The following is a 24,770-nucleotide window of genomic DNA, read 5'->3' as shown; positions in this document are numbered from 1 at the left end:
CGGCGACGGGGGAGCGGTCAGGACCAGCGGCGCAGTTCGCGGCGGGCCAGCGACGCGCGGTGGACCTCGTCCGGGCCGTCGGCCAGGCGCAACGTGCGGGCCTGCGCCCACAGTTCGGCCAGCGGGGTGTCCTGGCTGACCCCGGCCCCGCCGTACGCCTGGATGGCCTTGTCGATCACCCACTCGGCCATCAGCGGCGTGGCGATCTTGATGGCCTGGATCTCGCTGTGCGCGCCCTTGTTGCCGACGGTGTCCATCAGCCACGCGGTCTTGAGCACCAGCAGGCGGGCCTGCTCGATCCGGACCCGCGACTCGGCGATCCACTCGCGGACCACGCCCTGCTCGGCGAGCGGGCGGCCGAACGCGATCCGGTCGAGCACGCGCCGGCAGAGCAGCTCCAGGGCCCGCTCGGCCATGCCGATCAGGCGCATGCAGTGGTGGATCCGGCCGGGGCCGAGCCGGGCCTGGGCGATGGCGAACCCGGTGCCCTCCTCGCCGACCAGGTTGTCCACCGGCACCCGGACGTCGGTGAAGTCGATCTCGGCGTGCCCGCCGTGCGGGGCGTCGCTGTAGCCGAAGACCCGCATCCCGCGCCGTACGGTCACGCCGGGGGTGTCCCGGGGGACCAGGATCATGCTCTGCTGGCGGTGCCGGTCGGCGTCCGGGTCGGTCTTGCCCATCACGATGAAGATCTCGCAGCGCGGGTCCATCGCCCCGGACGACCACCACTTGCGGCCGTTGATCACGTAGTGGTCGCCGTCGCGGGTGATCCGGGTGGCGATGTTCGTCGCGTCGGAGGACGCCACCTCCGGCTCGGTCATGCAGAACGCGGACCGGATCTCACCGGCGAGCAGCGGCATGAGCCACTGCTTGCGCTGCTCCTCGGAGCCGAACTCGGCGAGCAGTTCCATGTTGCCGGTGTCCGGCGCGGCGCAGTTGAGCGCCTCCGGGGCCAGGTGCGGGCTGCGGCCGGTCAGCTCGGCCAGCGGCGCGTACTGGAGGTTGGTCAGCCCGGCGCCGTAGCGGGCGTCGGGCAGGAACAGGTTCCACAGCCCGCGCGCCCGCGCCTCGGCTTTGAGTTCCTCCATCACCGGCGGGCGGGCCCAGGGGTCGCCGGCCGCGGCCACCTGCTCGTGGTGCACCGGCTCGGCCGGGTACACGCACTCGGTGAGGAACGCCTCCAGCCGCTGCCGCAGCTCGACCGTCCGGTCGTCGTACGCGAACTCCATCTAGCTCTCCCTCACCGCGTGCAGTCCGTGTGCCACGAGCGGCGCCACCATGTCGCCGATCCGGTCGAAGCCCTCGCCCAGCGTCTGGCCGAGCGTGTGCCGGTAGTGGATGCCCTCGCAGATCACCGCGAGCTTGAAACAGCCGAGTGCCACGTGCCAGTGCAGCGGGCCGACGTCGACGTCGCTGCGCCCGGCGTACCGCTCGATCAGCTCGGCGCCGGTCGGGAAGCCGGCGCGCGGCCCGATGCCGTCGGCGACCGGGTTGCCCTCGCCGTGGTCGCTGTCGCCGAGCACGTCCCAGTACGTCAGCAGCAGCCCGAGGTCGGCCAGCGGGTCGCCGAGCGTGGCCATCTCCCAGTCGAGCACCGCCCGCACCGCCACCGGGTCGACGGTGGCGAGCAGGTTGTCCAGCCGGTAGTCGCCGTGCACGATCCGGCCCGCGTTCGCGCCCTCGGGCACGCTGGCGGCCAGCGCGTCGCGCAGCTCGTCGATGCCGGGCAGCGGCCGGCTGCGGGACCGGTCGAGCTGGCCGGCCCAGCGGCGCACCTGCCGGGCCAGGTAGCCCTCCGGGCGGCCGAAGTCGGCCAGCCCTACCTCGGCCGGCTCGACCCGGTGCAGCGTGGCGAGCGTGTCCATCATCGCCATGGCGAGGTCACGCCGCTGGGCGGCGGTGAGCGCGTCGGTCTGCTCGCGCCGCCGGTAGACCTCGCCGTCGACCTTCGCCATCAGGTAGAACGGCGCGCCGATGACGCTCTCGTCGGTGCACAGCAGCAGCGCCTCCGGCACCGGTACGCCGGTCGGCGTGAGCGCCGAGATCACCCGGTGCTCGCGGGCCATGTCGTGCGCGGTGGCCAGCACGTGCCCCAGGGGCGGCCGGCGCAGCACCACCTCGCGGTCGCCGGCGCGCAGCAGGTAGGTGAGGTTGGACTTGCCGCCGGCGATCAGCCGCGCCGACAGCGGCCCGCTCAGGTCCGGCCGGTGGACGGCCAGGTGGGCGGCGAGCCGGTCGAGGTCGAGCCCGCGTGGGGCCGGACCGGTCGAGGGCGCGGCGACATCGGCGGCCGGATCGGTCATCCGATTAGTTGATGGCAGCTCAGCTTTGTTGTCAAGGTCGGGTTTTCCCGGCGGGACATGCCCTTGCAACAGGGGCGAAATGGTCAACCGGCAGGCTGGGCCCAGCCTGCCGGCCGCTCGGCCGGCCCGCCGAGCGGAGGGGATCAGACATGCTGCTGAGAGTTCGGGTGACCCTGCCGGACCGTCCGGGCACGCTCGGCCAGGTGGCCCGGACACTCGGCGTCTCCGGCGCGGACATCGTGCAGGTGGTGGTGCTGGAACGGCTCGGCGGCCGGGCGGTGGACGACTTCACGGTGGTCTGGCCGGGTGCGGCGCGGGTGGAGCGGATGCTCGCCGGGCTGGCCGCGATCCCCGGCGTCCGGGTGGACGGCGTGTGGCGGGCGATCGGCGCGCCCACCACCACCGGGCAGGACGCCGAACTGCTCGCCCAGGTGGCGGCGAACCCGGTCGACGGGGTGGCCACGCTCGTCGACGCGGTGCCGGGGCTGCTCGCCGCGGACTGGGCGGTGGTCGCCGTCGTACCCCTGGACTGGGCCTCGCGCAGCGGCGAGGCCGGCGTCGCCGCGATCGGGCACGCGAGCTGGCGGGCGCCGGTGCCGCCGCGGCTGCCGGAGGTGACCCCGCTGCGGGCGCGCGCCATGACCAGCCCGGACGGGCACCACTACGCGGTGGCGCCGTTCGGCCGGGCCGGGCTGGTGCTCGTGGTCGCCCGTGACCACAGCGAACCGCTCGCCGCCGCCGGGTTCCACTCCACCGAGGTGGACCGGCTCGCCCAGCTCGTCCGCGCCGGCGCGGTGATCCTCGGCGACCGGCTGGACCTGGTCGGCACGCCGCCCGTGACCACCGTCACCTGACCGGACGGCCCACGTCACCCGGGGGCAACGGGCCCGCAACAGGCGCACGGCATGGTCGGTGCCGAGGAAGGGAGACAACCATGGCGCTCTGGCGGATCCGAGCCACGGTGGACGACCGGCCGGGTTACCTGTCGGTGCTCACGGCGAGCCTCGCGTTGCGCGGGGTCAACATCCTCAGCGTGCAGGTGCACACCACCGAGGCCGGCGCGGTCGACGACTTCCTGGTCGACGCGCCCGAGCAGGTGACCGAGGCGGAGCTGCGGGCCGCCGTGGAGCGGGGCCGGGGCCGGGACTGCTGGATCGCGCGCAGCGGGGCGCGCGGGCTGGCCGACGAGCCGACCCGGCTGCTCGGGCTCGCCGGGCGGCTGGTGCGAGACCCGGAGGCGACCGGCGAGGTGCTGCGCACGCTGCTCGGCGCCGACTCGGTGACCTGGCGTCCGACGCCCGCCACCGCGCCGGGCGGGGTGGGCGGCACCACGATGGTGCTCGCCGACCCGGCCGGCGGCGCCCACGAACTGCATCGCCGGGAGCCCAGCTTCACCCCGGCCGAGTACGCCCGCGCACAGGCCCTGGTCGAGCTGGCGGCGACACTGGCCCGGCGGGACGCTGACCGGATCACGCTGGTGCTGCCGGACGGCGGTGAGGTGTCGGTGCGGGCCGCGACCGCCGAGGACGTCCCCGGCGTACGTGACCTGCACGCCGCCTGCTCGGCGCGCAGCCGGCAGCGGCGCTACCTGAGCGGGGCGGCGGACCCGTCGCCGGCCCGGCTGCGCCGGCTGCTGGAACCGGCGCGGGGCGTGACACTGCTCGCCACGGCGGGCTCCGGCGGGGCGGCGGAGCCGGTCGTGGCGATGGCGAACCTGCTCGGCGAGGGCGACGAGGCCGAGGCGGCGCTGCTGGTCCGCGACGACTGGCAGCGCCGGGGCCTCGGCTCGGCGCTGCTGCGCCGCCTGGTGGGCCACGCCGACCGTGCCGGATACGCCGCCGTGCTGCTGCACGTGCAGTCCGAGAACACGCCGATGCTGCGGACGCTGCGCCGGCTGGACCGGCCGGTGGCGATGGAACGCGACGGCGGCGTGCTGACCGCGACGCTGCCGCTGGCCGCACGGCCGGCGGCCGAGCCGGCCGCGCGGGCCGGGGTGACGGTGCCGGCACAGCGGTCGAGTTGAGCTGACGGCCGCCGGCCGGATCCCGGAGGTGCGCCGCAACGGCGCGGCACACCCGAGGGGTACGGCCCGACGGCCGGAACCGGCGCGGTCACGCGCCACCCGGGCCGACCTCCGATACGGGGGACGGTGACACGGCGGGGCTCCCGATGCGGGGGCCCCGCCCGTCTGTGTGCGATCAGGTGGCCGGGTAGCTGTTGTAGTCGGGGAAGTTGCCGTAGAGCCGGCCGTCACCACCGACTGTGACCGCCTGCACGAGCAGGTCGCCGCCGACGAACGCGCCCTTCCAGGACGCGCCCCGGCCGCCGAACGGCTCGTCCCGGTCGCCCCGGGACCGCGGCTTGTTGATGCCCACCTTGAACGCCTGGAGGTCCACCGCCAGCTTGCCGGCGAGCTCCTCGTCGTCGCAGGCGAGCGACGCGACGAGCGCGCCGTTGGAGGCGTTCATCTGGGCCAGCAGCTCGTCGGTGGTGTCCACCACGACGATGGTGTCGACCGGGCCGAACGGCTCGGCGTGCATGAGGCGGGACCGGCCGGGCGGGGCCAGCAGCACGGCCGGTGCGACGTACGCGGACGTGTCCTGCCCGTCCAGGAACGGTGCGCCGTCGAGCTTGCCGCGGTGCAGCGGCACGGCGCCGCCGCGTACCGCCTCGTCGACCTTGCGCCGCAGCTCGTCGGCCTTCGCCCCGCTGATCAGCGGCCCGAAGTCCAGCTCGGGCAGCGGGTCGCCGGCCGACCAGTCGTCGCCGACGGCGAGCGGGTGCCCGAACCGGATCGACCGGACCACAGGCAGGTACATGTCGAGGAACTCGTCGACCAGGTCGCGCTGGACCACGAACCGGGGGTACGCGGTGCAGCGCTGCTTGCCGTACTCGAAGCCCTTGCGCAGGTGGGCGGCGAGCGAGTCCCACTGGGAGAAGTTCCAGATGCCCCAGGCGTTGAGGCCCTCCTGCTCGATGAAGTGCCGCTTGTCGCAGTCGAGCAGCGCGGCGGCGACCTTGCCGCCGTTGGAGCGCCCGCCGACGAACGCCACCGCGCCGATCTCCGGTGCGCGGACGAGCACCTCGGACAGTTCCTCGCCGCTGCCGGACAGCAGCGTGGCGGGCAGCCCGGCGCGGCGCATCAGCGCGTGCGCGACGGTGAGGCAGACCGCGCCGCCCTGCGACGGGGTCTTGGCGATCACCGCGTTGCCGGCGAGCAGCTGCACCAGCTCGGCGTGCACGAGCACGCTCATCGGGTAGTTCCAGGAGGCGATGTTGCTGACCGGGCCGGGCAGCGGCTCCCGCCCGTCGGCGAGCATCCGCTCGATCTCCTGCGCGTACCAGCGCACGCCGTCCAGCGCGCGGTCCACGTCGGCGCAGGCCAGGCGCCACGGCTTGCCGATCTCCCAGACCAGCAGCAGGGCGAGCAGGTCGCGGTGTGCGGTGAGCGCGTCGAGGGCGTCGGTGACCCGGGCGACGCGCTCGGCCAGCGGGGTCTGTGCCCACTCCCGGTGCGCGTCGGCGGCGTGGGCGACGGCGGCGCGGGCCGTCTCGGCGTCGAGCCGGGCGAGGTTCACCAGCACCGTGTTGTCCACCGGGGTCCGTACGGCGGTGGGCGTGCCGAGCGCGCGCCAGTCGCCCTGGACGAGGTTGTGCAGCGTCGTGGTGCCGTCGGGGCCGGTGCCGAACGCCTCGGGTGTGGCGGCCACCGCCCGGGCGAGGGTGTCGGACCAGGAGGTGCCCTCGGCGAGTCGTAGAGCCATCGCGATCTCCTCAGTGTCGTCCGGGGAGCGGCGGCGTCGATGGCACCGCAGGTGAGGCGTACTGTCCCGCGGGCCGGAGCGGCCGGGCAACCGTACGCTCGTATGCCAGGACGGCCGCGCCGCCGACGACAGCCCGGCGGCTGCATTCACCACCGTGACGATGCCGCTGAGCTGGGACCGAATACGCTCTATATCGACAAATATCGATGGTGTGATCCAGCTCCCGATGGTTACCCGTGAGTACGCCCGGGCGGCCCGGATCAGCGCGCTCTTCCCCTGTGATGAACGGCGCATTACATTGTCGATTGTCCATGGGAGCGCTCCCGAACCTCTCAGGGACACCCCACCACCACCGCCACGCGGCAGCCGGAGCCCTGCGATACCGTCCCCGCTCCGGCTGCCGCCCGGCGCCAGCCACAGGAGCTCGCCATGCCCCGTCCGATTCCGCCGCCGGGAGGCCGGTCCCGGCTCCGCCGGCTGTTCGCCGCCGGCGCCGCGCTGGCCGTCGGCCTGGCCACGGCCGCCGCCGCCCCGCCACCCGCGTCCGCCTCCGCCGCACAGGCCGCGCCCGCGTTCAACTACGCCGAGGCGTTGCAGAAGTCGCTGTTCTTCTACGAGGCGCAGCAGTCGGGCCGCAAGCCCTCCTGGAACCGGGTCTCCTGGCGCGGCGACTCGGCGCTCACCGACGGCGCCGACGTCGGCGTCGACCTCACCGGCGGCTGGTACGACGCCGGCGACCACGTGAAGTTCGGCTTCCCGATGGCGTTCAGCGCCACCATGCTGGCGTGGGGCGCGGTCGAGTACCGCGACGGGTACGTCGCCTCCGGCCAGCTCACCCACCTGCTGAACAACCTGCGCTTCGTCAACGACTACTTCGTCAAGGCGCACTCCGCCCCGAACGTCCTCTACGGACAGGTCGGCAAGGGCGACGACGACCACAAGTGGTGGGGTCCGGCCGAGGTGATGCCGATGGCGCGGCCCGCGTACAAGATCGACGCGAGCTGTGGCGGCGCGGACCTGGCGGGGGAGACGGCGGCCGCGATGGCCGCCTCGTCCATGGTGTTCCGGTCCACCGACGCGGCCTACGCGGACAAGCTGCTCGGCCACGCCAAGCAGCTCTACGCGTTCGCCGACACCGTGCGGAAGAACTACCACGAGTGCATCACCGACGCGACGAGCTTCTACAAGTCGTGGAGCGGCTACCAGGACGAACTGGTCTGGGGCGCGATCTGGCTGTACCGGGCCACCGGCGACGCCACCTACCTCGCCAAGGCCGAGAGCGAGTACGACAAGCTCGGCACCGAGCCGCAGTCCACCACCCGCTCCTACAAGTGGACCATCGCCTGGGACAACAAGCAGTTCGGCGCGTACGTGCTGCTGGCGAACCTCACCGGCAAGCAGAAGTACGTCGACGACGCCAACCGGTGGCTCGACTACTGGACGGTGGGCGTCAACGGTCAGCGGGTGCCGTACTCGCCGGGCGGGATGGCGGTGCTCGACTCGTGGGGCGCGCTGCGGTACGCCTCCAACACCGCGTTCGCCGCGCTCGTCTACAGCGACAGGACCACGGACACCACCCGTAAGGCGCGCTACCACGACTTCGCGGTCCGGCAGATCAACTACGCGCTCGGCGACAACCCGCGCAACTCCAGCTACCAGATCGGCTTCGGCACCAACTCGCCGCGCAACCCGCACCACCGCACCGCGCACGGCTCCTGGTGGGACAGCCAGACCGTGCCCACCGAGACCCGGCACGTGCTCTACGGCGCGCTGGTCGGCGGCCCGTCCTCGGCCAACGACGCATACACCGACAGCCGGTCGGACTACGTGATGAACGAGGTCGCCACCGACTACAACGCCGGCTTCACCTCCGCGCTGGCCCGGCTCACGAACGAGTACGGCGGCAGCCCGCGCGCCGGTTTCCCGTCCGCCGAGACGCCCGACCTGGACGAGCTGACAGTGGAGACCACTGTGATGCAGGCCGAGCCGCGCGCCACCGGGCTCAAGGCGATCATCTACAACAAGTCGGCGTTCCCGGCCCGGGCGCTGACGACCGGAAAGTTCCGGTACTTCTTCCGGCCCGACGGCACCGGACCGGTCACCGTCACGCCCGGCTACACCCAGGGCTGCCCGTCGCCGTCGACGGCGAAGCAGTTCTCCGGCGACATCTGGTACGTCGAGGTCGACTGCACCGGCTACACCATCGCTCCGGCCGGGCAGTCGCAGCACCGGATGGAGGTCCAGTTCAAGATCGGGGTGCCGGAGGGCGGCACCTGGGATCCGGCGAACGACCCGTCCTACCAGGCCACCGCGGGGCCGAACCGGAAGGTGCCGCTCTACTCCGGTGGCGTCCGCGTCTGGGGCGAGGAGCCCGGCCCGGTCACCCCTGACACCACCGCGCCCACAGTGCCCGGCACGCCCGTCGCGTCCGCCGTCACGTCGAGCGGGCTCACGCTGACCTGGGCCGCGTCCACCGACACCGGCGGCAGCGGCCTGGCCGGGTACGAGATCACCCAGTCGCAGACCGGAAGCGACGCGCTGGTGCTGCGGACCGCCACCACAAACACGCTCGCGGTGACCGGGCTGGCCCCGGAACGGACGTACCAGTTCACAGTGCGGGCGCTCGACGGTGCCGGCAACCGCTCGGCGGCGTCGGCGGCGCTGGCCGTCACCACGCCGGCCGGCCCGGCGCCGGACACCACACCGCCGACCGCGCCGGGCGCGCCCACCGCCTCCGCGGTCGGCCCGACCGGCCTGACGCTGACCTGGGGCCCGTCCACCGACGCGGTGGGCGTCACCGGGTACCGCGTCTACCGCGGCGGGAACGTCCTGGTCGGCTCCGCCACCGGCACCACGCTGGCGGTGACCGGGCTGACCGCCTCCACCACGTACACGTTCACAGTGGTGGCGGTGGACGCGGCCGGCAACGTCTCGCCCGCGTCGCCCGGCGTCACGGTGACCACCACGGCCCCGCCCGCCGGCGGCTCCTGCGCGGTGACCTGGACGGCGAACACCTGGGACACCGGGTTCACCGCGAACATCACTGTCGCCAACACCGGCACCACGGCGATCAACGGCTGGACGCTGGCGTTCACCTTCGGCAACAGCGGCCAGAAGGTCGGGCAGGCCTGGTCGGCGAACGTGACGCAGACCGGCACGGCGGTGACCGCGTCGAACCTGTCCTACAACGGGACGCTGGCGCCGGGCGCGTCGACGAGCTTCGGCTTCAACGGCACCCACACCGGCGCCAACCCGAGGCCCACCGCGTTCACGCTGAACGGCTCCGCCTGCACCGTCTCCTGACCGCCGAGGCGGCGTGGCGTGGCCGGTACCGCACCCCGGGTGACCGGCCACGCCACGCCATGCCTCGCGCGACCAAAAACGTTCCGAAACTTTTCCGAAACACCATTGTCCCCGCCGATGCGCGATGGAAGCATCGACGGAGCTAGATACCCCAATCGAGACGTCCAGTCGTTCCGCCCCGACGGCCTGGGTGTTGGCCAGTAAGGAGGCCAAGATGGCAATGAGCCCATCCGTTCATCGCGGCGGGAGTCGACGACGGCGATCACCGGCCGTCCGGGCGCTGCTCGCCGGCGCGGTCAGCGCCGTGACGGTGGCAGCCGTCGCGGTGATGATGCCGTCGGCGAACGCCGCCGCGTCCACGCTGGGCGCCGCCGCCACGCAGTCGGGCCGGTACTTCGGCACCGCCATCGCGGCGGGCCGGCTCGGCGACTCGACGTACAGCACGATCGCCGGACGTGAGTTCAACATGATCACCGCCGAGAACGAGATGAAGCCGGACGCGACCCAGCCCCAGCGGGGCCAGTTCAACTTCAACTCCGGTGACCAGATCTACAACTGGGCGACCCAGCGCGGCTTGAAGGTCCGTGGCCACACGCTGGCGTGGCACGCGCAGCAGCCGGGCTGGATGCAGAGCCTGAGCGGCAGCAACCTGCGTCAGGCGATGGTCGACCACATCAACGGCGTGATGGGCCACTACCGGGGCAAGCTGGCCGCGTGGGACGTGGTGAACGAGGCGTTCAACGAGGACGGCAGCCGCCGCCAGTCGAACCTGCAGGGCACCGGTAACGACTGGATCGAGGTGGCGTTCCGTACCGCTCGGGCGGCGGATCCGTCGGTGAAGCTCTGCTACAACGACTACAACATCGAGAACTGGTCGTACGGCAAGACGCAGGGCGTCTACAACATGATCCGGGACTTCAAGTCCCGTGGTGTGCCGATCGACTGCGTGGGGTTGCAGACGCACTTCACCGGCGGCAGCTCGCTGCCGGGCAACTTCCAGACCACGCTGTCGAGCTTCGCCGCGCTCGGCGTCGACGTGGCGCTGACCGAGGTCGACGTCACCAACTCGTCGACCAGCCAGTACGCCGGGCTGACCCAGGCGTGCATGAACGTGCCGCGCTGCATCGGCATCACGGTGTGGGGCGTGCGCGACAGCGACTCGTGGCGCTCAGGCGAGAACCCGCTGCTGTTCGACGGCGGCGGCAACAAGAAGGCCGCGTATACCTCGGTCCTCAACGCCCTCAACGCGGCCGCCCCGACCTCGGGGCCGACCACGACCCCGACCACGGCACCGCCGCCCAGCGGTGGCGCCGGCCGGATCATCGGAGCCCAGTCGGGCCGGTGCGTCGACGTACCGAACGCCACCCAGACCAACGGCACCCGGGTCCAGCTCTGGGACTGCAACGGTCAGTCGAACCAGCAGTGGACGTACACGTCGAACAAGCAGTTGATGGTCTACGGCACCAAGTGCCTCGACGCGAACGGCGCGGCCACCGGCAACGGCACCGGAATCATCATCTGGGACTGCAACGGCCAGTCGAACCAGCAGTGGAACATCAACTCCAACGGCACCATCAGCGGCGTGCAGTCCGGGCGCTGCCTGGACGTCTGGGGCACCGGCAACGGCCAGCAGATCCAGCTGTACGACTGCCACGGGCAGACCAACCAGCAGTGGCGGACCGACTTCGGTGGCGGGACCACGCCGCCCCCGAGCACGCCGCCCCCGACCACGACGCCGCCGCCGGGCGGCTGCGCGCTCCCGTCGACCTACCGGTGGTCGTCGACCGGGCCGCTGGCCAACCCGCAGAACGGCTGGGTCTCGCTCAAGGACTTCACGAACGTCGTCTACAACGGCAAGCACCTGGTCTACGGGTCGTACGTCAACAGCAGCGGCCAGTACAGCTCGATGAACTTCAGCCTGTTCACGAACTGGTCCGACATGGCCTCGGCCGGCCAGAACGGAATGAGCCAGGGCACCGTGGCGCCCACCCTGCTGTACTTCGCCCCGAAGAACATCTGGGTGCTGGCGTACCAGTGGGGACCGACCTCGTTCAGCTACAAGACGTCGAGCGACCCGACGAACGCCAACGGCTGGTCCTCGGCGCAGACGCTCTCCACCGCCACCCTGCCCGACGCCCCGTACGGCGTCATCGACCAGACGCTCATCGGCGACGACCAGAACATGTACCTGTTCTTCGCCGGTGACAACGGCAAGATCTACCGGTCGAGCATGCCGCTGGGGAACTTCCCGGGCAGCTTCGGCTCGAACTACACGACGATCATGACCGACTCGACGAACAACCTGTTCGAGGGCGTCGAGGTCTACAAGGTGGCGGGCCAGAACCAGTACCTCATGATCGTCGAGGCGATCGGGAGCCAGGGACGCTACTTCCGGTCGTTCACGTCGAACAGCCTGAGCGGCTCGTGGACCCCGCAGGCCGCCAGCGAGAGCAACCCCTTCGCCGGCAAGGCCAACAGCGGCGCGACGTGGACCAACGACATCAGCCACGGTGACCTGGTCCGCACCAACCCCGACCAGACCAAGACCGTCGACGCCTGCAACCTCCAGTTCCTGTACCAGGGCAAGAACCCCAGTGCGGGAGGCGACTACAACCTGCTGCCGTGGCGGCCGGGTGTGCTGACCCTCCAGCGCTAGGCGCCACACCGTAAGAGGAAGGCGTGCCCGGCACCCGTGCGGTGCCGGGCACGCCCTTTCCGGTGGGCCGGCCCGGCCGGCGGGCGGACGGCGCCGACCCGGGGCAAGCTGAGTCGGTGGAGCGCATGCTGCTGACCGTCGGGCACGGGGCCGCCCACCGGGACCAGCTCGGGGACCTGCTGGCCGGCGCGGCTGTCACCCTGATCGTGGACGTGCGCCGCTACCCGGCCAGCCGGACCAACCCGGACGTCCGCCGCGAGGCCCTGGAGCACTGGCTGCCCGAACGTGGCATCGGCTACCGCTGGGAACCGCGCCTCGGCGGCCGCCGGCACGTCCGCGCCGGCGAGCCGGAACCGGACACCTGGTGGACGGTCGCGGCCTTCCGGGCGTACGCCGCGTACACCCGCACGCCCGACTTCGACGCGGCACTCGACGAGGTGCTGGCCGACGCCGCCCGGGAGACCACAGCCGTGATGTGCAGCGAGAGCGTCTGGTGGCGCTGCCACCGGCGGCTGATCGCCGACGTCGCCGTGCTCGGCCGCGGAGTGCCGGTGTCGCACCTCATGCCGGACGGCCGGCTCAGCCCGCACCGGCCCGCCGAGGGCGCCCGCCGGCTGCCCGACGGGCACCTGCTCTGGGCCGGCTGACTCAGCCGGCCAGGTCCTCGGCGAGCAGGTCCATCAGCAGCGCGTCGTGCCAGCGCCCGTCCGCGCCGCGCTCGTAGCGGCGCATGATGCCCACCGGACGGAACCCCACCTTCGCGTACGCCCGGATCGCCGCCGTGTTCGCCGCCGCCGGGTCGATGGTGAACCGGTGGTGGCCGTACTCGTCGATCAGGTGCCGGACCAGCGTGCGGATCGCGTCGCCGCCCAGCCCCGAGCCGCGTACCGCCGGGTCGAGGAAGACGTCCAGGCTGGCGTGGCGGTAGTCCGGGTCGGTCTCGGCGTACCACTGGATCGCGCCGACCAGCTTGCCGTCGTGCTCGACGGCGTAGATCGTCACCGAGTCGTCGGCCAGGTCCGCCCGGACCGACGCGGCCAGGTCGTCACCGCCGCGCCACCAGCGGCGCACCTCGGGGGTGGCCCGGATCGCGGCCAGGGCGGGCACGTCGGCGTCGGTCACCGGCCGCAGCGTCACCGCCCGCCCGCGCAGCACGCCTCAGCCCCGCCGCTCGCCGTGCTCGACGCAGACCGCCGACCAGCCGGACGGCACGACCTGCACCTTCATCCGCCGCCGGCAGGACGCGCACCAGCGCGGCGGTTCCCACGCGCGGGCCGCCTCGCACGCCGGGTGCGGCCCGGCCGCCACCGACTCGCCGCACCTGTCGCACCAGAGCGCGGCGGGGGCCGCCGTGGCGGGGGAGGATTCGGTCACCGCTGCCTCACAGGGTCGCCGAGAGCGCCTTCACCGGCATCTTCAGGTCTTCCAGCAGCTTCAGGTCGGCCGTGGCGGGCCGCCCCAGCGTGGTCAGGTAGTTGCCGACGATCACCGCGTTGATGCCGCCCAGCAGACCGTCGCGGGTGCCGAGGTCACCGAGGGTCAGCTCGCGGCCGCCCGCGTACCGCAGGATGGTGCGCGGCATGGCCAGCCGGAACGCGGCGATGGCGCGCAGCGCGTCCTTGCCCTCCACCACCGGGCGGTCACCCAGCGGCGTGCCGGGGCGCGGGTTGAGGAAGTTCAGCGGCACCTCGTGCGGGTCCAGCTCGGCGAGCTGCGCGGCGAACTCGGCCCGCTGCTCGACCGTCTCGCCGAGGCCGAGGATGCCGCCGCAGCAGACCTCCATGCCGGACTCGCGGACCATCCGCAGCGTCTCCCAGCGCTCCTCCCACGAGTGCGTGGTGACCACGTTCGGGAAGTAGGAGCGGCAGGTCTCCAGGTTGTGGTTGTAGCGGTGCACGCCCATCTCGACCAGCTCGTCGACCTGCTCCTTGGTGAGCATGCCGAGCGAGGCGGCGACCTGGATGTCGACAGCGGCGCGGATGGCGGCGACGCCCTCGCGCATCTGCTTCATCAGCCGGGCGTCCGGGCCGCGCACGGCGGCCACGATGCAGAACTCGGTCGCCCCGGTCGCGGCGGTCTGCTTCGCGGCCTCGACCAGCGCCGGGATGTCCAGCCAGACCGAGCGCACCGGCGAGGTGAACAGACCGGACTGCGAGCAGAAGTGGCAGTCCTCCGGGCAGCCGCCGGTCTTCAGCGAGACGATGCCCTCGACCTCGACCTCCGGACCGCACCAGCGCATCCGGACCTCGTGGGCGAGCTGGAGCGCGGCGGGCAGGTGCTCGTCGGGAAGGTTCAGCACCGCGAGGACACCGGCCTCGTCGAGGCCGACGCCGTTGCCCAGCACCCGCTCCCGGGCCTGGTCGAGGATCTCTGGCATGGCTCGTAACCTAACAGGCCACCGTGAGCGCGGGAAACCACCGCCGCCGGCCCTCCGGCGAGCCGGGACCGCGCCACGCCGGGGCCGCCGGGGCGGGTGGTAACTTCGCCCCGCGGAAGCGCCCGGCGGGGGGCGTGAAGTCGGCGGGAGGGGACGGCACGGTGGCGGACTGGCTGGCGGCCCTGGACCGCCGCGCCGAGCTGCGGGCCCGGGCGGGGCTGACCCGCACGCTGCGCCCCCGCGCCGCCGACGACGCCGTGGTCGACCTGGCCGGAAACGACTACCTCGGCCTGGCCACCCACCCGGAGGTCACCGCCGCCGCAGCAGAGGCCCTGTCCGCGTACGGGCTGGGCGCCACCGGGTCGCGTCTGGTGCGCGGGTCCACCGACGCGCACCACGCGCTGGAGGACGACCTGGCCGGCTGGCTCGGCGTCGACCGGGCGCTGGTGTTCTCCTCCGGATACCTGGCCAACCTCGCCGCCGTCCGGGGACTGACCCAGCCGCGGACGCTGCTCGTCTCCGACGCCCACAACCACGCCTCGCTGATCGACGGCTGCCGGATCTCCGGCGCCGAGACGCTCGTGACCCCGCACGCCGACGTCGCAGCGGTGGCCGCGGCGCTCGCCGCCGCGCCGGGCCGCCCGGCGGTGGTGGTGACCGAGTCGGTCTTCTCCGTCGACGGCGACCTGGCCCCGCTCGCGGAGCTGCACGCGGTGGCCCGCCGCCACGGCGCGCTGCTGCTCGTCGACGACGCGCACGCGCTCGGCGTCACCGGCCCGGCCGGAGCCGGCGGGGTCGCCGCCGCCGGGCTCGCCGGCGCGCCCGACGTGGTGGTCACCGCGACGCTGTCCAAGGCGCTCGGTGGGGCCGGCGGCGTGGTCGCCGGGCCGGCCGAGTTCGTCCGCCACCTGGTGGAGACCGGCCGCACGTTCATCTTCGACACCGCGCCGCCGCCCGCGGTGGTGGCCGGGGTCCGCGCCGCGGTGCGCCTGGCCCGCGACGGCGACGCGCTGCGCGCCGAGCTGGCCGACCGGGTCGCCGCGGCGGTGCGCCGGCTCGGCGCGGCCGGGCTGTCCGTGTCCGCCCCGGACGGCGCCGTGATCTCGGTGACCGCGCCCGGCCCGCAGGAGGCGACCGCCTGGGCCGCCGCCTGCCGGGAACAGGGTGTGGCGGTCGGCTGCTTCCGTCCCCCGTCCACGCCGGACAGCCGCTCCCGGCTGCGGCTCACCGTCAGCGCCGGGGTGGACCGGGCCGGCTTCGACCGGGCCCTGGACGTGATCGTGGAGTGTGCGCCATGAGCCTCGGCGACGCCTGGACCGGGCCGGTGCTGGTGACCGGCACCGACACCGAGGTCGGCAAGACAGTGGTGACCGCCGCCGTCGCCGCCGCCGCGCAGGCGGCCGGCCTGCGGGTCGCGGTGGTCAAGCCCGGCCAGACGGGTACGGCGACGGGAGAGCCCGGCGACGTCGACTCGGTGACCCGGCTGGCCGCCCCGCTGACCGGCCGGACGCTGGCGAGCTACCCCGATCCGCTGGCCCCGCTGGCCGCGGCCCGGGTGGCGGAGCTGCCGCCGCTGGAGCTGTACAACGCGGTCGACGCGATCCGCGAGGAGGCGGACAAGCACGATCTGGTGCTCGTCGAGGGCGCGGGCGGGCTGCTCGTACCGATGGGGTTGCGCCCGTCCGGCGAGCCGTGGACGGTGGCCGATCTGGCGGTGTCGCTCGGCGCGCCCGCGGTGGTGGTGGCGCGGGCCGGGCTCGGCACGCTCAACCACACCGCGCTGACGCTGGAGGCGCTGGAGCGGCGGGCCGTCCCGGCCGGCGTGGTGATCGGGGCCTGGCCGACCGAACCGGAACTGGTGCACTGGCTCAACCTGTCCGAGTTGCTGCCGAACCTGCTCGGCGCGGTACCGGCCGGCGCGGGCGGGATGGACCCGGGCGTGTTCCGCCGGTCCGCGCCCGGCTGGCTCACCCCCGCCCTGTACGGCGTGCTCGACGACTGGCGGGCCTGGGCCGAGGAGTAAGGAAGGGCCCCTTCTTAACGCCTCCGGTAGAGGAAGGGCCCCCTGTTAACACCCGCAGGGCTCAGGCGCGGCGGACCACGAACGCGTCCGGCATCCGGAAGGTGAGGTTGTCCGGGCACCACGGTGGACGGACGACCGTCACGTCGTCGAGCAGCGTGGCGGCCTCGGCGACCACCACCGCGGCCTCCATCCGGGCCAGCTGAGCGCCGACGCAGCGGTGCGGCCCGGCGCCGAACGCCAGGTGCCGCCGCGAGCCGGGCTGCCCGGGGCGGAACTCGCCCGGCGCGTCCACCACGGCCGGGTCGCGGCCGGCGCGGGCCAGCCACGCCACGATGCTGGTGCCCGCCGGTACGGGCACCTCGCCGAGCGTGGTGTCGACTGCCGCCACCCGCCGCCAGGTGACGATCGGCGGCTCCAGCCGCAGCCCCTCCTCGACCACGTCGTCCGCGCCGATCTCACCGGCGCGCAGCCCGGCCCGTACCGCCGGTTCGCCGGACAGCCGGTGCAGCAGCAGGGTGAGGAACTGCGAGGTGGTCTCCTGGCCGGCGACCAGCAGGAAGAACAGCGCCCCGACGACCACGTCGGGGGAGTGCCCCGCCTCGCGGAGCCGCGCGGCGAGCCCGCCCCCGGTGGCGGCGAACTCCCGCAGCACGGTGTGGAACCGGCCCACCTCGGCGGCGAGCGCCAGCTGCCGGGACTCGTCAAGCGGCGCCCAGAACAGCTCCAGCGCGGCCCGGGCGAAGTCCTTCACCGCGCCGACCGGGGCGTCCGGCAGCTCGACCAGCCGGGCCAGCACCAGCAGCGGCAGGTCGGCGGCGAGACCCGCGTACAGGTCGACCGGGCGGCCCGCGTCCAGCGCCGCCGCCAGGCCCGCCACCCGCTCCCGGACCAGCCCGGTCAGCCACCGGCGCTGGGCGTCCACCCGGTGCGGGTGCAGCGCGTCGGCCACGATGCCGCGGATCTCCGGGTGGCTCGCGCCGCCGTTGTTCGCCAGCGTCGGCGGCAGCCGGAACCGGTGCCCGGCGAGTACCCGCAGCGCGGCCACCGGGATCGGGGTGACCGCGTCGAGCGCGTTGTCCGGCCGGAACGTCACCGGGTCGGTGAGCAGCCTGCGTACGAGCGCGTGCCGGGTCACCACCAGGTGCGGCACGCCGACGTGGTCGACAACGGTGGCCGCGTCGGGCCACGGCCCGTCGACGGACTCCCCCCAGCCCTGGAACAGCACGCGGTAACGCTAGCGGCGGGCGCCGGGCGGGTTCGGGTCCAGCTCCCAGACGGTGGTGTGCTTCACCCGTACGCTCTCCAGCGCCTCCGACACCGGCACGTCGTACGCGGCCAGCTCGTGGAAGCGCTCGCGGGGCAGGAACGCCCGGCCCGGATCGCCCACCAGCACCCGGGCGCCGGAACGGGCGGCCCGGAGCAGGAAGCGCAGCATCCGGCGGGCCATCGCCTCGCTGTAGAAGACGTCCCCGGCCAGCACCACCTCGGCGTCGCCCGCGTCGGAGTCGAGGATGTCGCCGAGTTCGGCGTCGACGCGTACCCCGTTGGCCTCGGCATTGAGCGCGACGGCGGCCACGGCCCGCTCGTCCACCTCGACCGCCCGGACGGCGGCGGCGCCGGCGCGGGCGGCGGCGACGGCGACCAGGCCGGAGCCGGAGGCCAGGTCGAGCACCCGGCGGCCGGCGACCACGTCGGGGTGGTCGGTGACGTAACGGGCCAGGCCCTGCCCGCCGGCCCAGGCGAACGCCCAGAACGGCGGCGGCTGGGAGCTGCGGAACTCGCCCTCGGTCAGCTCCCACAGGCCGATCGGCTCGTCGGCCTGGTGCAGCAGCACCTCGGGTACGAACGCCACGGGGGCGAGGCGGGCGTGCAGCCGGACGAACGCGGCGGACAGCTCGGACATCGGAGAATTGTGTCCCACCCGGGTTCCGGAACCGATCCCGGGCGTGTCGCGGCGAGGTCGTGACCGGTTCACCACGCTCGGTGAAATGACCCCCGCGTTGTGGCGTTGGATGCGAACACGCCCGTCTACCGGCGTGCCCGGCGCGCTCCTAGCGTTGCCTGTGGACACGACCGAGGGTGAGGAGGCGTGGTGAGCGGCTGGCGGCATGCGCTGCGGATCGGACTGGTACTGACCTTCGTGGCCGGGACCGGGTACGGCGGAGCCCTGCCGGCGCGGGCGGCGGCGGCCTTCTCCACCGAGTTGAGCGGTCTGCCGGACGAGTTCACCGCCGGGAACCGGGTGGAGACGCTGTCCGCCGTGGTGTCCCGCTCCGACGGGGGCGGCTGTGTCAAGGTGCGCTGGTCGATGCTGGTGCGGGTGCAGGGCCTGCGGCTGGACCAGCTCAAGGTGGACCGGGTGGAGGACAGCGGATCGTTCCCGCTGGAGATCCGCACCGAGGGAGACACCGCCCGGCTCACCGACCGGCAGCTGGACCCGGGTGTGCTCTGTCCCGGCCGTACCGTGACCGCCCGCTACCGGGTGGCGTTCGCCGAGGACGTCGGGCGTGGCCGGGTGAGTTTCGCCGCCGAGGCGTACGACCCGCAGTTGCGGCTGCTGGCCCGGCGGACAGCCTCCCGTGAGGTGGTGGGGGAGGAGGCGGCCGAGCCGACGCCCTCGCCGACCAGCGCGGAGCCCACACCGAGCGACGAGCCGTCCTCCGAGGCGCCCGACGAGGAGCCGACTGACGAGCCGACCGACGCCGCGGTGGTGGAACCGCCGGCGCCCGGTGGCGTGGCCGGGCGGCCGGTGGCGGACAGCGGCGGATTCGGCCTGGTGCAGGCCGCGTTCCTGCTCGGCGGGTTGCTGCTGTTCCTCGGCGCCGGGCTGCTGCTGCGGATGCGCCGCCTGCTGCGCCCGTCCGCGCAGACCGAACCGGAGACGCTCCCGCCCCCCTTCGAACGCCCCCGCCCTCGCTGGCACTGACCCGCCGGCGGGTGGGGTCAGTCGAGCTGGCTGGGTTCCAGGCCCAGCTCCCGGGCGGCCACCAGGCGGATCCACTCGGCGATCTGCCGGCGGGTGATCACCCGCTCGTGCACCGCGAGCTGGACCGCCAGCCCGTCCATCACCGCGCTGATCCGCCAGGCCGCGCCGGCCGGGTCGGGGCAGTCGAACGTGCCTTCGGCGACCCCGTCGCTGATCACCGCGGCCAGGTCCTGCCGCCACCGCAGGTCGAGGCGGCGGGAGAGCTTCTCCAGCTCCGGCGTACGCAGCGACTCCGCCCAGCCGTCGATCCACATGGACCAGGAGGTGGCCCGGCCGGTCGGCGCGTAGAGGCGCAGCATCCGGCGCAGCTTCGCCAGCGGCGGGGCGGAGGAGCGCAGCACCGCGTCGAGACGGGCCAGGTCCTGCTCGACCGCGTACGCGAAGGCCTGCGCGAGCAGCCGGTCCTTGGTCGCGAAGTGGTAGAAGACGAGCGCCTGGCTGACCCCGGCGGCCTCGGCCACGTCCGCGGTGCGGGTGTTGGCGAGCCCTCGTTCCGCGATCACCTCGCAGGCCGTACGCAGCAGCGCGTCCAGGCGGATCTCGGCGGCTCGTCTCGTCACGGCGTTACGGTAACCCATCCCTCTGACCACAGGGAGTTACCGAAGCGGCCGGTCGGCGGCGGGACAGTCGGATGCCGGACACTCGACTCGCCGAGCGGATTCCGCAGGTCGCGGCCCTGCCCGCGGGCCTTCGACGGCAGCCACCCAGGCTCCTAGGAAGCCCGCGCCACGAGGCGCCGGCAACATCCGGACGCGCCGGAAGGGCCCCCGAGTTGGCAACCGTTCCCGGGCTCGGCTAAAGTTCTCATCCGTCACCGGATAACACCGGGGGCGTGCGGACGTAGCGCAGCTGGTAGCGCATCACCTTGCCAAGGTGAGGGTCGCGGGTTCGAATCCCGTCGTCCGCTCGGAGATGCCGCCACGCAGTTCGGGGGCAACCTCGGTGGAGTGGCCGAGAGGCGAGGCAACGGCCTGCAAAGCCGTGTACACGGGTTCAAATCCCGTCTCCACCTCGCAGTAGACGAGGGCGATTGGCGCAGTGGGAGCGCGCTTCCTTGACACGGAAGAGGTCACTGGTTCAAACCCAGTATCGCCCACCAGCGGAAAGGCCGTGCCGATCACTCGGCACGGCCTTTCTCGTCGTCATCGATCAGTCCAGTGCCGCGCCGCTGGCCATTGCCGCGGCCGGATCGCCCCACCCAGACTGGCCCGGTGGACGATCAGCAGACCCGAGCCCGGCAGTTCCGTGCCCTGCACCTGCCCGGTGAGCCACTGATCCTGGTCAACGCCTGGGACGCGCTGAGCGCCCGGATCGTCGCCGCAGCCGGCGCCCGCGCGGTCGCGACCACGAGCGCCGGGGTCGCGTGGAGCCGCGGCGCCCCGGACGGCGACGCGCTCGCCCGGGACACCGCCGTCGACGTGATCCGCCGGGTGGCAGACGCGGTCCGCGTGCCGGTCACCGCCGACATCGAATCCGGGTACGGCGACAGCCCCGCCGAGGTCGCCGAGACGGTCACCGCGGTGCTCGCCGCCGGGGCCGTCGGTGTCAACGTGGAGGACTCCCGGCACGACGGCGGAGGCCCGCTGCGCCCGGTCGACGAGCAGGTCGCCCGGCTCGCCGCGATCCGGGCCGCCGCCGACCGCGCCGGCATCCCGCTGTACGTCAACGCGCGGGTGGACACCTGTCTGCGCCGGGCCGGTGGCGTACCCGAGACTGTCGCGCGCGCCGAGGCGTACCTGGCGGCCGGCGCGGACGGGATCTTCGTACCCGGAACCGTGGAACCGGAGACGGTGGCCGCGCTGGCGGCGGCGATCCCGGCGCCGCTGAACGTGCTGGCCGGGCCGGGCGCGCCGCCGGTCGCCGAACTGGCGCGGCTCGGCGTGGCCCGGGTGAGCATCGGACCGGCGGTGGCCGAGGCCGCGTACGCGGTGGCCCAGCGGGCGGCGGCGGAGGTGCTCGGCGCCGGGACGTACGACGCGCTCGCCGGCGGGCTCGACTTCGACGCGTTGAACGAGCTGATGCGGAGCTGACCCGGACGGCACTCCGCGCGCCGCCACCGACCGCGGGCGGCCCTGGCAGAGCGGGCCGGCCGGATCGAGTGATCCGGCCGGCCCGATCCGGGACCGATCAGCTCCGTCGGCCCCGGTCACTGTCACATCGGCGGGGCGACGTCCCGGCGCTCCTCGACCCGGCGGTACTCCACCGGCTGCTCGGCGGTGGTCGTGACCACCTGGCGACGGCGGCCCCAGACCAGCGTGGTCATGATGAGGCCGAGGACGCCGGCCGCCATCAGGATCCAGCCGACGACGTCGAGGTCGACCCCGCCGACGCTGGCGTTGAGCGCGAACGTGAGGATCGCGCCGACCGCGATCAGGAAAATGCTCGTACCGATACCCACGACAGCCTCCTTCGGGGGGATGGTTGTGCTGTCACCGGCCTCAGTACCCCGGCGGCGAGCAGCGCAACCACACGGCCACCGGGCGCGGCGGGGGTCTGCCGCACGGCGATCTTGGCATCGGGTAGAGTTCACCCCGTCGCCGGCGCGAACCGGCGGCACGCGGACGTAGCGCAGCTGGTAGCGCATCACCTTGCCAAGGTGAGGGTCGCGGGTTCGAATCCCGTCGTCCGCTCGCGATTGCCCGGGCGATTGGCGCAGTGGGAGCGCGCTTCCTTGACACGGAAGAGGTCACTGGTTCAAACCCAGTATCGCCCACCGAGAGTCACCCTCCCCGCCCGCCGGTGCCGCCGGTCGATCGGCGGACGTATCCCCTCGGACGGTTCGTACCGGCCACATCGGTCACCCGGCTCCACCGTGCGGGTTATTCAGCCGTTGCCACCACGCGTGTCACTGTGATGCCCGATACGCAGGGAGGCGGTCACATGCACATGATCGAGCGGGGACGGTGGCGGCGGACGGCCGCCCGGTTAGGGGTGGCGACTGTCGTCGCGGCTGCCGGGGTGACGGTCTCGGCCGCGCCCGCGCAGGCCACCGCGACACGGACGGTGGCGTTCTTCAGCATGGACGAGCCGACATCGTCGACGGTGCTGACCGACTACAGCGGCAACGGCCGCCACGGCACGATCGGCGGCGAGGTGGTCACCGGCGCGCTCTACGCCGGGGCGACCGGCCACCGCTTCGCCACCCACCTGCCCACCGACAAGGAGTACGTCCCGGGCCACGTCGACCTGGTGCCGCACAGCACCGACTTCAACCCGGACGCCGGGGACTTCTCGGTGACCATCCGCTACCGGACCACGTACTCCTTCGGGAACATCCTCCAGAAGGGACAGGGCAACACGGCCGGCGGCTACTGGAAGTTCGAGGCCCCGAACGGTAAGCCGAAGTGCCTGTTCCGGGGCGCGGACGGCGCCTCCCGGACCGGCTACACGGACGTGCCGATCTCCGACGGCCAGTGGCACACGGTCACCTGCAACCGCACCTCCGCGTACGTGGAGATGTACGTCGACGGCGTGCGGACCAGCCGCCTCAACGGGCCGACCGGCACCATCGCCAACACCTGGCCGCTGTCCGTGGGTGGCAAGAGCCAGTGCGACGGTACGAAGGTCACCTGCGACTACTTCGCCGGCGACATCGACTACGTGAAGATCCTGAAGGGATCGGGCGGCCCGGCCAACCAGGCGCCGGTGGCAGCGCTGACACCCACCTGCTCCGGGCTGGTGTGCACGTTCTCCGGCGCGGCCTCCACCGACGCCGACGGCGCGATCCAGGACCACAGCTGGGCCTTCGGCGACGGTGACACCACGGGCACCGCCTCCGTACCGACCACGTCGCACACGTACGCGGCTGCCGGCACCTACCCGGTCACGCTCACCGTCACCGACGACCGGGGCGCCACCGGCACCGCGACAGTCGACGTGACGGTGGCGCCCGTACCGGAGCGGATCTCGTTCGTCGGCCAGGCCACCGCGAACGCCAACTGGACCAGTCACACGGTCACCGTCCCGGCGGGCGTGCAGGCCGGTGACATGCTGCTGCTCGTGCTCAGCCAGAACACGCACACCGGCACCGGTGAGCCGACCGGGGTGACCGGCTGGACCAGGCTCGACCGCCTCGACGGTGGCTTCGCCACCACCACCGCCTGGTGGAAGACCGCGAGCGCGGGTGACGCCGGCACTGCGGTCCGGGTGACACTGGACAGCCAGGCTAAGGGCAACCTGGTGCTGGCCGCGTACCGGGGGGTGGCACCGGGAGGGCCGGTCTTCGCCAGGGCCACCGACCCGGCGAGCACCGCCACCCGGATCACCCCCTACGCGCCGGTGACCGCCGCGCAGAGCTGGGCCGTGTCGTACTGGCTGCACGGCGACAGCACCTCCACCGCGCTCACCCCGCCGTCCGGCGTGGCGGTGCGCAGCAACACCTCGCAGACCGGCGGCGGCCGGGTGACCGGCCTGCTCGCCGACTCGGCGAGCAGCGTGCCGACCGGCAGCTACGGCGGACTCACCGCCACGGGCGCCGCGGCCAGCACGACCACCACCACGTGGACGTTCGTCCTGCCCCCGGCCTGACCCATCGGGTACGCGAAAAGGCCGGCACCCCGTTGGTTCGGGGTGCCGGCCTTCAGCTTGGTCTCACTTGTTCTCTCAGCTGTTCCAGTGCTGGGCGACGAGGTCGGCGGCCTGCTGCTCCCACTGGGCGTAGTGGTCCGGGTAGGCCGACACCTGGACGGTCTGGGCGGCCTTGGTCAGCGGCATGTCCTGCCAGCCGTCGACCTGCTTCAGACCCTTTAGGAACGCCGTCGTGGAGTACTCCGGGTCGGTGATCTGCTCCACCGTTCCCCAACCACTGGACGGGCGCTGCTGGAACAGGCCCTGCGAGTCATGATCGTTACGGTCACCGAGGTGGCCGAGGTTCTCCAGCTTCGACTCCTGCAACGCCGTAGCGATCGACACGACCGCGGCACGCTCGTCCATACCGGCCTTCTTCGTCGCCGCAATGATCGCCTTCACATTGGCAGTCTGCTCGTCGTTCAGGTCGATACGCGACTGCTCACCCTGCACACCATGCGGGATCAGCTTGTCACCCTGCACCGTCACCGCAACCGGCTTGGTGTGGGTGGTGTCCGCCGCGTGCGCAGCCACCGGACCGGCGAACACGCCACCGGTGAAAGCCAGACCAGCAACACCCAGAATGCTCTTACGCAGAATCGTGTTCATCAGAAGTGCTCCATTCGGGGGTCGACGCACCCCGCGGGGGACGGGGATGCGTGGGCACCGTCAGGCGCTCAAAAAAGTCTTGGGGGATCCGGCTGCTCGCGAGGGCAGGGGGTACCTTGTCGCGGCGCCGGAAGCATGTTCAACGACCCGCCACCCGCCATCATTCCCGGGGGCGCGCCATAC

Annotated in this window: 21 protein-coding genes and 5 tRNA genes; 15 read left to right on the top strand and 11 right to left on the bottom strand. The window is 73.1% G+C overall.

The window, feature by feature from the left end; translation table 11 throughout:
• Positions 1-17: 17 nt before the first annotated feature.
• Both FB455_RS20515 and FB455_RS20510 read right to left on the bottom strand, forming a co-directional pair.
• Positions 18-1,229, bottom strand: coding sequence for an acyl-CoA dehydrogenase family protein (locus FB455_RS20515; protein ID WP_030274680.1), 1,212 nt, complete (start codon positions 1,227-1,229; stop codon positions 18-20).
• The gene (locus FB455_RS20510; protein ID WP_030274677.1) at positions 1,230-2,303 is read right to left on the bottom strand and encodes a phosphotransferase family protein; all 1,074 of its coding nucleotides are present in this window, start codon (positions 2,301-2,303) and stop codon (positions 1,230-1,232) included.
• A 149-nt stretch (positions 2,304-2,452) separates the two neighbouring features.
• Here FB455_RS20510 and FB455_RS20505 point away from each other — a divergent pair, with 149 nt between their 5' ends.
• Together FB455_RS20505 and FB455_RS20500 are read left to right on the top strand one after the other, a co-directional pair.
• Positions 2,453-3,157: an ACT domain-containing protein gene (locus FB455_RS20505; RefSeq protein WP_013474552.1), complete on the top strand. Its 705-nt coding sequence runs from the start codon at positions 2,453-2,455 to the stop codon at positions 3,155-3,157.
• An 80-nt stretch (positions 3,158-3,237) separates the two neighbouring features.
• Positions 3,238-4,326, top strand: coding sequence for a GNAT family N-acetyltransferase (locus tag FB455_RS20500; protein ID WP_030274675.1), 1,089 nt, complete (start codon positions 3,238-3,240; stop codon positions 4,324-4,326).
• A 175-nt stretch (positions 4,327-4,501) separates the two neighbouring features.
• Here FB455_RS20500 and FB455_RS20495 read toward each other — a convergent pair whose 3' ends face one another.
• A complete protein-coding gene (locus tag FB455_RS20495; RefSeq protein ID WP_030274673.1) occupies positions 4,502-6,067 on the bottom strand; it encodes an aldehyde dehydrogenase family protein in 1,566 nt (521 codons plus the stop codon).
• A 429-nt stretch (positions 6,068-6,496) separates the two neighbouring features.
• Between FB455_RS20495 and FB455_RS20490 the strand changes: the two genes are divergently transcribed.
• The 3 genes from FB455_RS20490 to FB455_RS20480 all read left to right on the top strand — a co-directional run bounded on the left by FB455_RS20490 (position 6,497) and on the right by FB455_RS20480 (position 12,673).
• The gene (locus FB455_RS20490) at positions 6,497-9,370 is read left to right on the top strand and encodes a glycoside hydrolase family 9 protein (RefSeq protein WP_030274671.1); all 2,874 of its coding nucleotides are present in this window, start codon (positions 6,497-6,499) and stop codon (positions 9,368-9,370) included.
• 214 nt (positions 9,371-9,584) lie between these two features.
• Complete coding sequence (locus FB455_RS20485; RefSeq protein ID WP_145754608.1) at positions 9,585-12,026, top strand: non-reducing end alpha-L-arabinofuranosidase family hydrolase; 2,442 nt, start codon at positions 9,585-9,587, stop codon at positions 12,024-12,026.
• A gap of 23 nt (positions 12,027-12,049) precedes the next feature.
• The gene (locus FB455_RS20480; RefSeq protein ID WP_013284867.1) at positions 12,050-12,673 is read left to right on the top strand and encodes a DUF488 domain-containing protein; all 624 of its coding nucleotides are present in this window, start codon (positions 12,050-12,052) and stop codon (positions 12,671-12,673) included.
• A gap of 1 nt (position 12,674) precedes the next feature.
• On the opposite strand, the gene FB455_RS20475 is transcribed toward FB455_RS20480, so the two are convergent.
• From FB455_RS20475 to bioB, 3 genes are read right to left on the bottom strand one after another with little or no spacing between them, the layout of a single operon-like run.
• Positions 12,675-13,181, bottom strand: a complete 507-nt coding sequence (locus tag FB455_RS20475; protein ID WP_013284868.1) for a GNAT family N-acetyltransferase — start codon at positions 13,179-13,181, stop codon at positions 12,675-12,677.
• A gap of 3 nt (positions 13,182-13,184) precedes the next feature.
• Complete coding sequence (gene bsaP / locus FB455_RS20470) at positions 13,185-13,400, bottom strand: biotin synthase auxiliary protein BsaP (RefSeq protein WP_013284869.1); 216 nt, start codon at positions 13,398-13,400, stop codon at positions 13,185-13,187.
• A gap of 7 nt (positions 13,401-13,407) precedes the next feature.
• On the bottom strand, positions 13,408-14,403 hold the full coding sequence (gene bioB, locus FB455_RS20465; protein ID WP_013284870.1) for a biotin synthase BioB: 996 nt from the start codon (positions 14,401-14,403) through the stop codon (positions 13,408-13,410).
• A gap of 161 nt (positions 14,404-14,564) precedes the next feature.
• Here bioB and FB455_RS20460 point away from each other — a divergent pair, with 161 nt between their 5' ends.
• Together FB455_RS20460 and bioD are read left to right on the top strand one after the other, a co-directional pair.
• Entirely contained in the window at positions 14,565-15,701 is a 1,137-nt protein-coding gene (locus FB455_RS20460) for an 8-amino-7-oxononanoate synthase (RefSeq protein ID WP_030275342.1), read from the top strand.
• Entirely contained in the window at positions 15,698-16,426 is a 729-nt protein-coding gene (gene bioD, locus FB455_RS20455) for a dethiobiotin synthase (protein ID WP_013284872.1), read from the top strand. Before FB455_RS20460 ends, bioD begins: the two co-directional genes overlap by 4 nt.
• 61 nt (positions 16,427-16,487) lie before the next feature.
• Here bioD and FB455_RS20450 read toward each other — a convergent pair whose 3' ends face one another.
• Both FB455_RS20450 and FB455_RS20445 read right to left on the bottom strand, forming a co-directional pair.
• Positions 16,488-17,651, bottom strand: a complete 1,164-nt coding sequence (locus FB455_RS20450; RefSeq protein ID WP_071096167.1) for a cytochrome P450 — start codon at positions 17,649-17,651, stop codon at positions 16,488-16,490.
• A 9-nt stretch (positions 17,652-17,660) separates the two neighbouring features.
• Positions 17,661-18,329 (bottom strand): class I SAM-dependent methyltransferase, encoded by a 669-nt coding sequence (locus FB455_RS20445; protein WP_013284874.1) that lies wholly within the window; start codon positions 18,327-18,329, stop codon positions 17,661-17,663.
• A 189-nt stretch (positions 18,330-18,518) separates the two neighbouring features.
• Here FB455_RS20445 and FB455_RS20440 point away from each other — a divergent pair, with 189 nt between their 5' ends.
• Positions 18,519-19,352, top strand: a complete 834-nt coding sequence (locus FB455_RS20440; protein ID WP_071096165.1) for a hypothetical protein — start codon at positions 18,519-18,521, stop codon at positions 19,350-19,352.
• A gap of 17 nt (positions 19,353-19,369) precedes the next feature.
• On the opposite strand, the gene FB455_RS20435 is transcribed toward FB455_RS20440, so the two are convergent.
• Positions 19,370-19,972 carry a TetR/AcrR family transcriptional regulator gene (locus FB455_RS20435; protein ID WP_030275337.1) on the bottom strand — a complete coding sequence of 201 codons (603 nt, stop codon included), beginning with the start codon at positions 19,970-19,972 and terminating at the stop codon, positions 19,370-19,372.
• Positions 19,973-20,246: 274 nt separating this feature from the next.
• On the opposite strand from FB455_RS20435, the gene FB455_RS20430 reads away from it, so the two are divergent.
• The 4 genes from FB455_RS20430 (at position 20,247) to FB455_RS20415 (ending at position 21,442) form a co-directional block, all read left to right on the top strand.
• Positions 20,247-20,319: transfer RNA gene (locus tag FB455_RS20430), tRNA-Gly, on the top strand.
• 34 nt (positions 20,320-20,353) lie between these two features.
• Positions 20,354-20,424: transfer RNA gene (locus FB455_RS20425), tRNA-Cys, on the top strand.
• A gap of 12 nt (positions 20,425-20,436) precedes the next feature.
• A tRNA-Val gene (locus FB455_RS20420) sits at positions 20,437-20,511 on the top strand.
• Between the two features lie 112 nt (positions 20,512-20,623).
• The gene (locus FB455_RS20415) at positions 20,624-21,442 is read left to right on the top strand and encodes an isocitrate lyase/PEP mutase family protein (protein ID WP_013284877.1); all 819 of its coding nucleotides are present in this window, start codon (positions 20,624-20,626) and stop codon (positions 21,440-21,442) included.
• Positions 21,443-21,564: 122 nt separating this feature from the next.
• Here FB455_RS20415 and FB455_RS20410 read toward each other — a convergent pair whose 3' ends face one another.
• Entirely contained in the window at positions 21,565-21,810 is a 246-nt protein-coding gene (locus tag FB455_RS20410; RefSeq protein ID WP_013284878.1) for a DUF6458 family protein, read from the bottom strand.
• A 159-nt stretch (positions 21,811-21,969) separates the two neighbouring features.
• Here FB455_RS20410 and FB455_RS20405 point away from each other — a divergent pair.
• From FB455_RS20405 to FB455_RS20395, 3 genes are all read left to right on the top strand, one after another.
• A tRNA-Gly gene (locus FB455_RS20405) sits at positions 21,970-22,042 on the top strand.
• Positions 22,043-22,053: 11 nt separating this feature from the next.
• Positions 22,054-22,125: transfer RNA gene (locus tag FB455_RS20400), tRNA-Val, on the top strand.
• Between the two features lie 167 nt (positions 22,126-22,292).
• Positions 22,293-23,939, top strand: a complete 1,647-nt coding sequence (locus FB455_RS20395; protein WP_186466426.1) for a PKD domain-containing protein — start codon at positions 22,293-22,295, stop codon at positions 23,937-23,939.
• A gap of 75 nt (positions 23,940-24,014) precedes the next feature.
• On the opposite strand, the gene FB455_RS20390 is transcribed toward FB455_RS20395, so the two are convergent.
• The gene (locus FB455_RS20390; protein WP_114919770.1) at positions 24,015-24,587 is read right to left on the bottom strand and encodes a hypothetical protein; all 573 of its coding nucleotides are present in this window, start codon (positions 24,585-24,587) and stop codon (positions 24,015-24,017) included.
• Positions 24,588-24,770 lie beyond the last annotated feature (183 nt).

Source organism: Micromonospora sp. CNZ296 (assembly GCF_007827635.1).
The sequence above is the reverse complement of the archived record's forward strand: the minus strand, read 5'-3'. Positions and strand labels throughout refer to the sequence as shown.

Excerpts from the sequence above, each read along its gene's own strand:
- FB455_RS20515 (WP_030274680.1), bottom strand. The coding sequence starts at position 1,229 with ATGGAGTTCGCGTACGACGACCGGACGGTCGAGCTGCGGCAGCGGCTG.
- FB455_RS20510 (WP_030274677.1), bottom strand. The coding sequence starts at position 2,303 with ATGACCGATCCGGCCGCCGATGTCGCCGCGCCCTCGACCGGTCCGGCC.
- FB455_RS20505 (WP_013474552.1), top strand. The coding sequence starts at position 2,453 with ATGCTGCTGAGAGTTCGGGTGACCCTGCCGGACCGTCCGGGCACGCTC.
- FB455_RS20500 (WP_030274675.1), top strand. The coding sequence starts at position 3,238 with ATGGCGCTCTGGCGGATCCGAGCCACGGTGGACGACCGGCCGGGTTAC.
- FB455_RS20495 (WP_030274673.1), bottom strand. The coding sequence starts at position 6,067 with ATGGCTCTACGACTCGCCGAGGGCACCTCCTGGTCCGACACCCTCGCC.
- FB455_RS20490 (WP_030274671.1), top strand. The coding sequence starts at position 6,497 with ATGCCCCGTCCGATTCCGCCGCCGGGAGGCCGGTCCCGGCTCCGCCGG.
- FB455_RS20485 (WP_145754608.1), top strand. The coding sequence starts at position 9,585 with ATGGCAATGAGCCCATCCGTTCATCGCGGCGGGAGTCGACGACGGCGA.
- bioB (WP_013284870.1), bottom strand. The coding sequence starts at position 14,403 with ATGCCAGAGATCCTCGACCAGGCCCGGGAGCGGGTGCTGGGCAACGGC.
- bioD (WP_013284872.1), top strand. The coding sequence starts at position 15,698 with ATGAGCCTCGGCGACGCCTGGACCGGGCCGGTGCTGGTGACCGGCACC.
- FB455_RS20445 (WP_013284874.1), bottom strand. The coding sequence starts at position 18,329 with ATGTCCGAGCTGTCCGCCGCGTTCGTCCGGCTGCACGCCCGCCTCGCC.
- FB455_RS20395 (WP_186466426.1), top strand. The coding sequence starts at position 22,293 with ATGCACATGATCGAGCGGGGACGGTGGCGGCGGACGGCCGCCCGGTTA.
- FB455_RS20390 (WP_114919770.1), bottom strand. The coding sequence starts at position 24,587 with ATGAACACGATTCTGCGTAAGAGCATTCTGGGTGTTGCTGGTCTGGCT.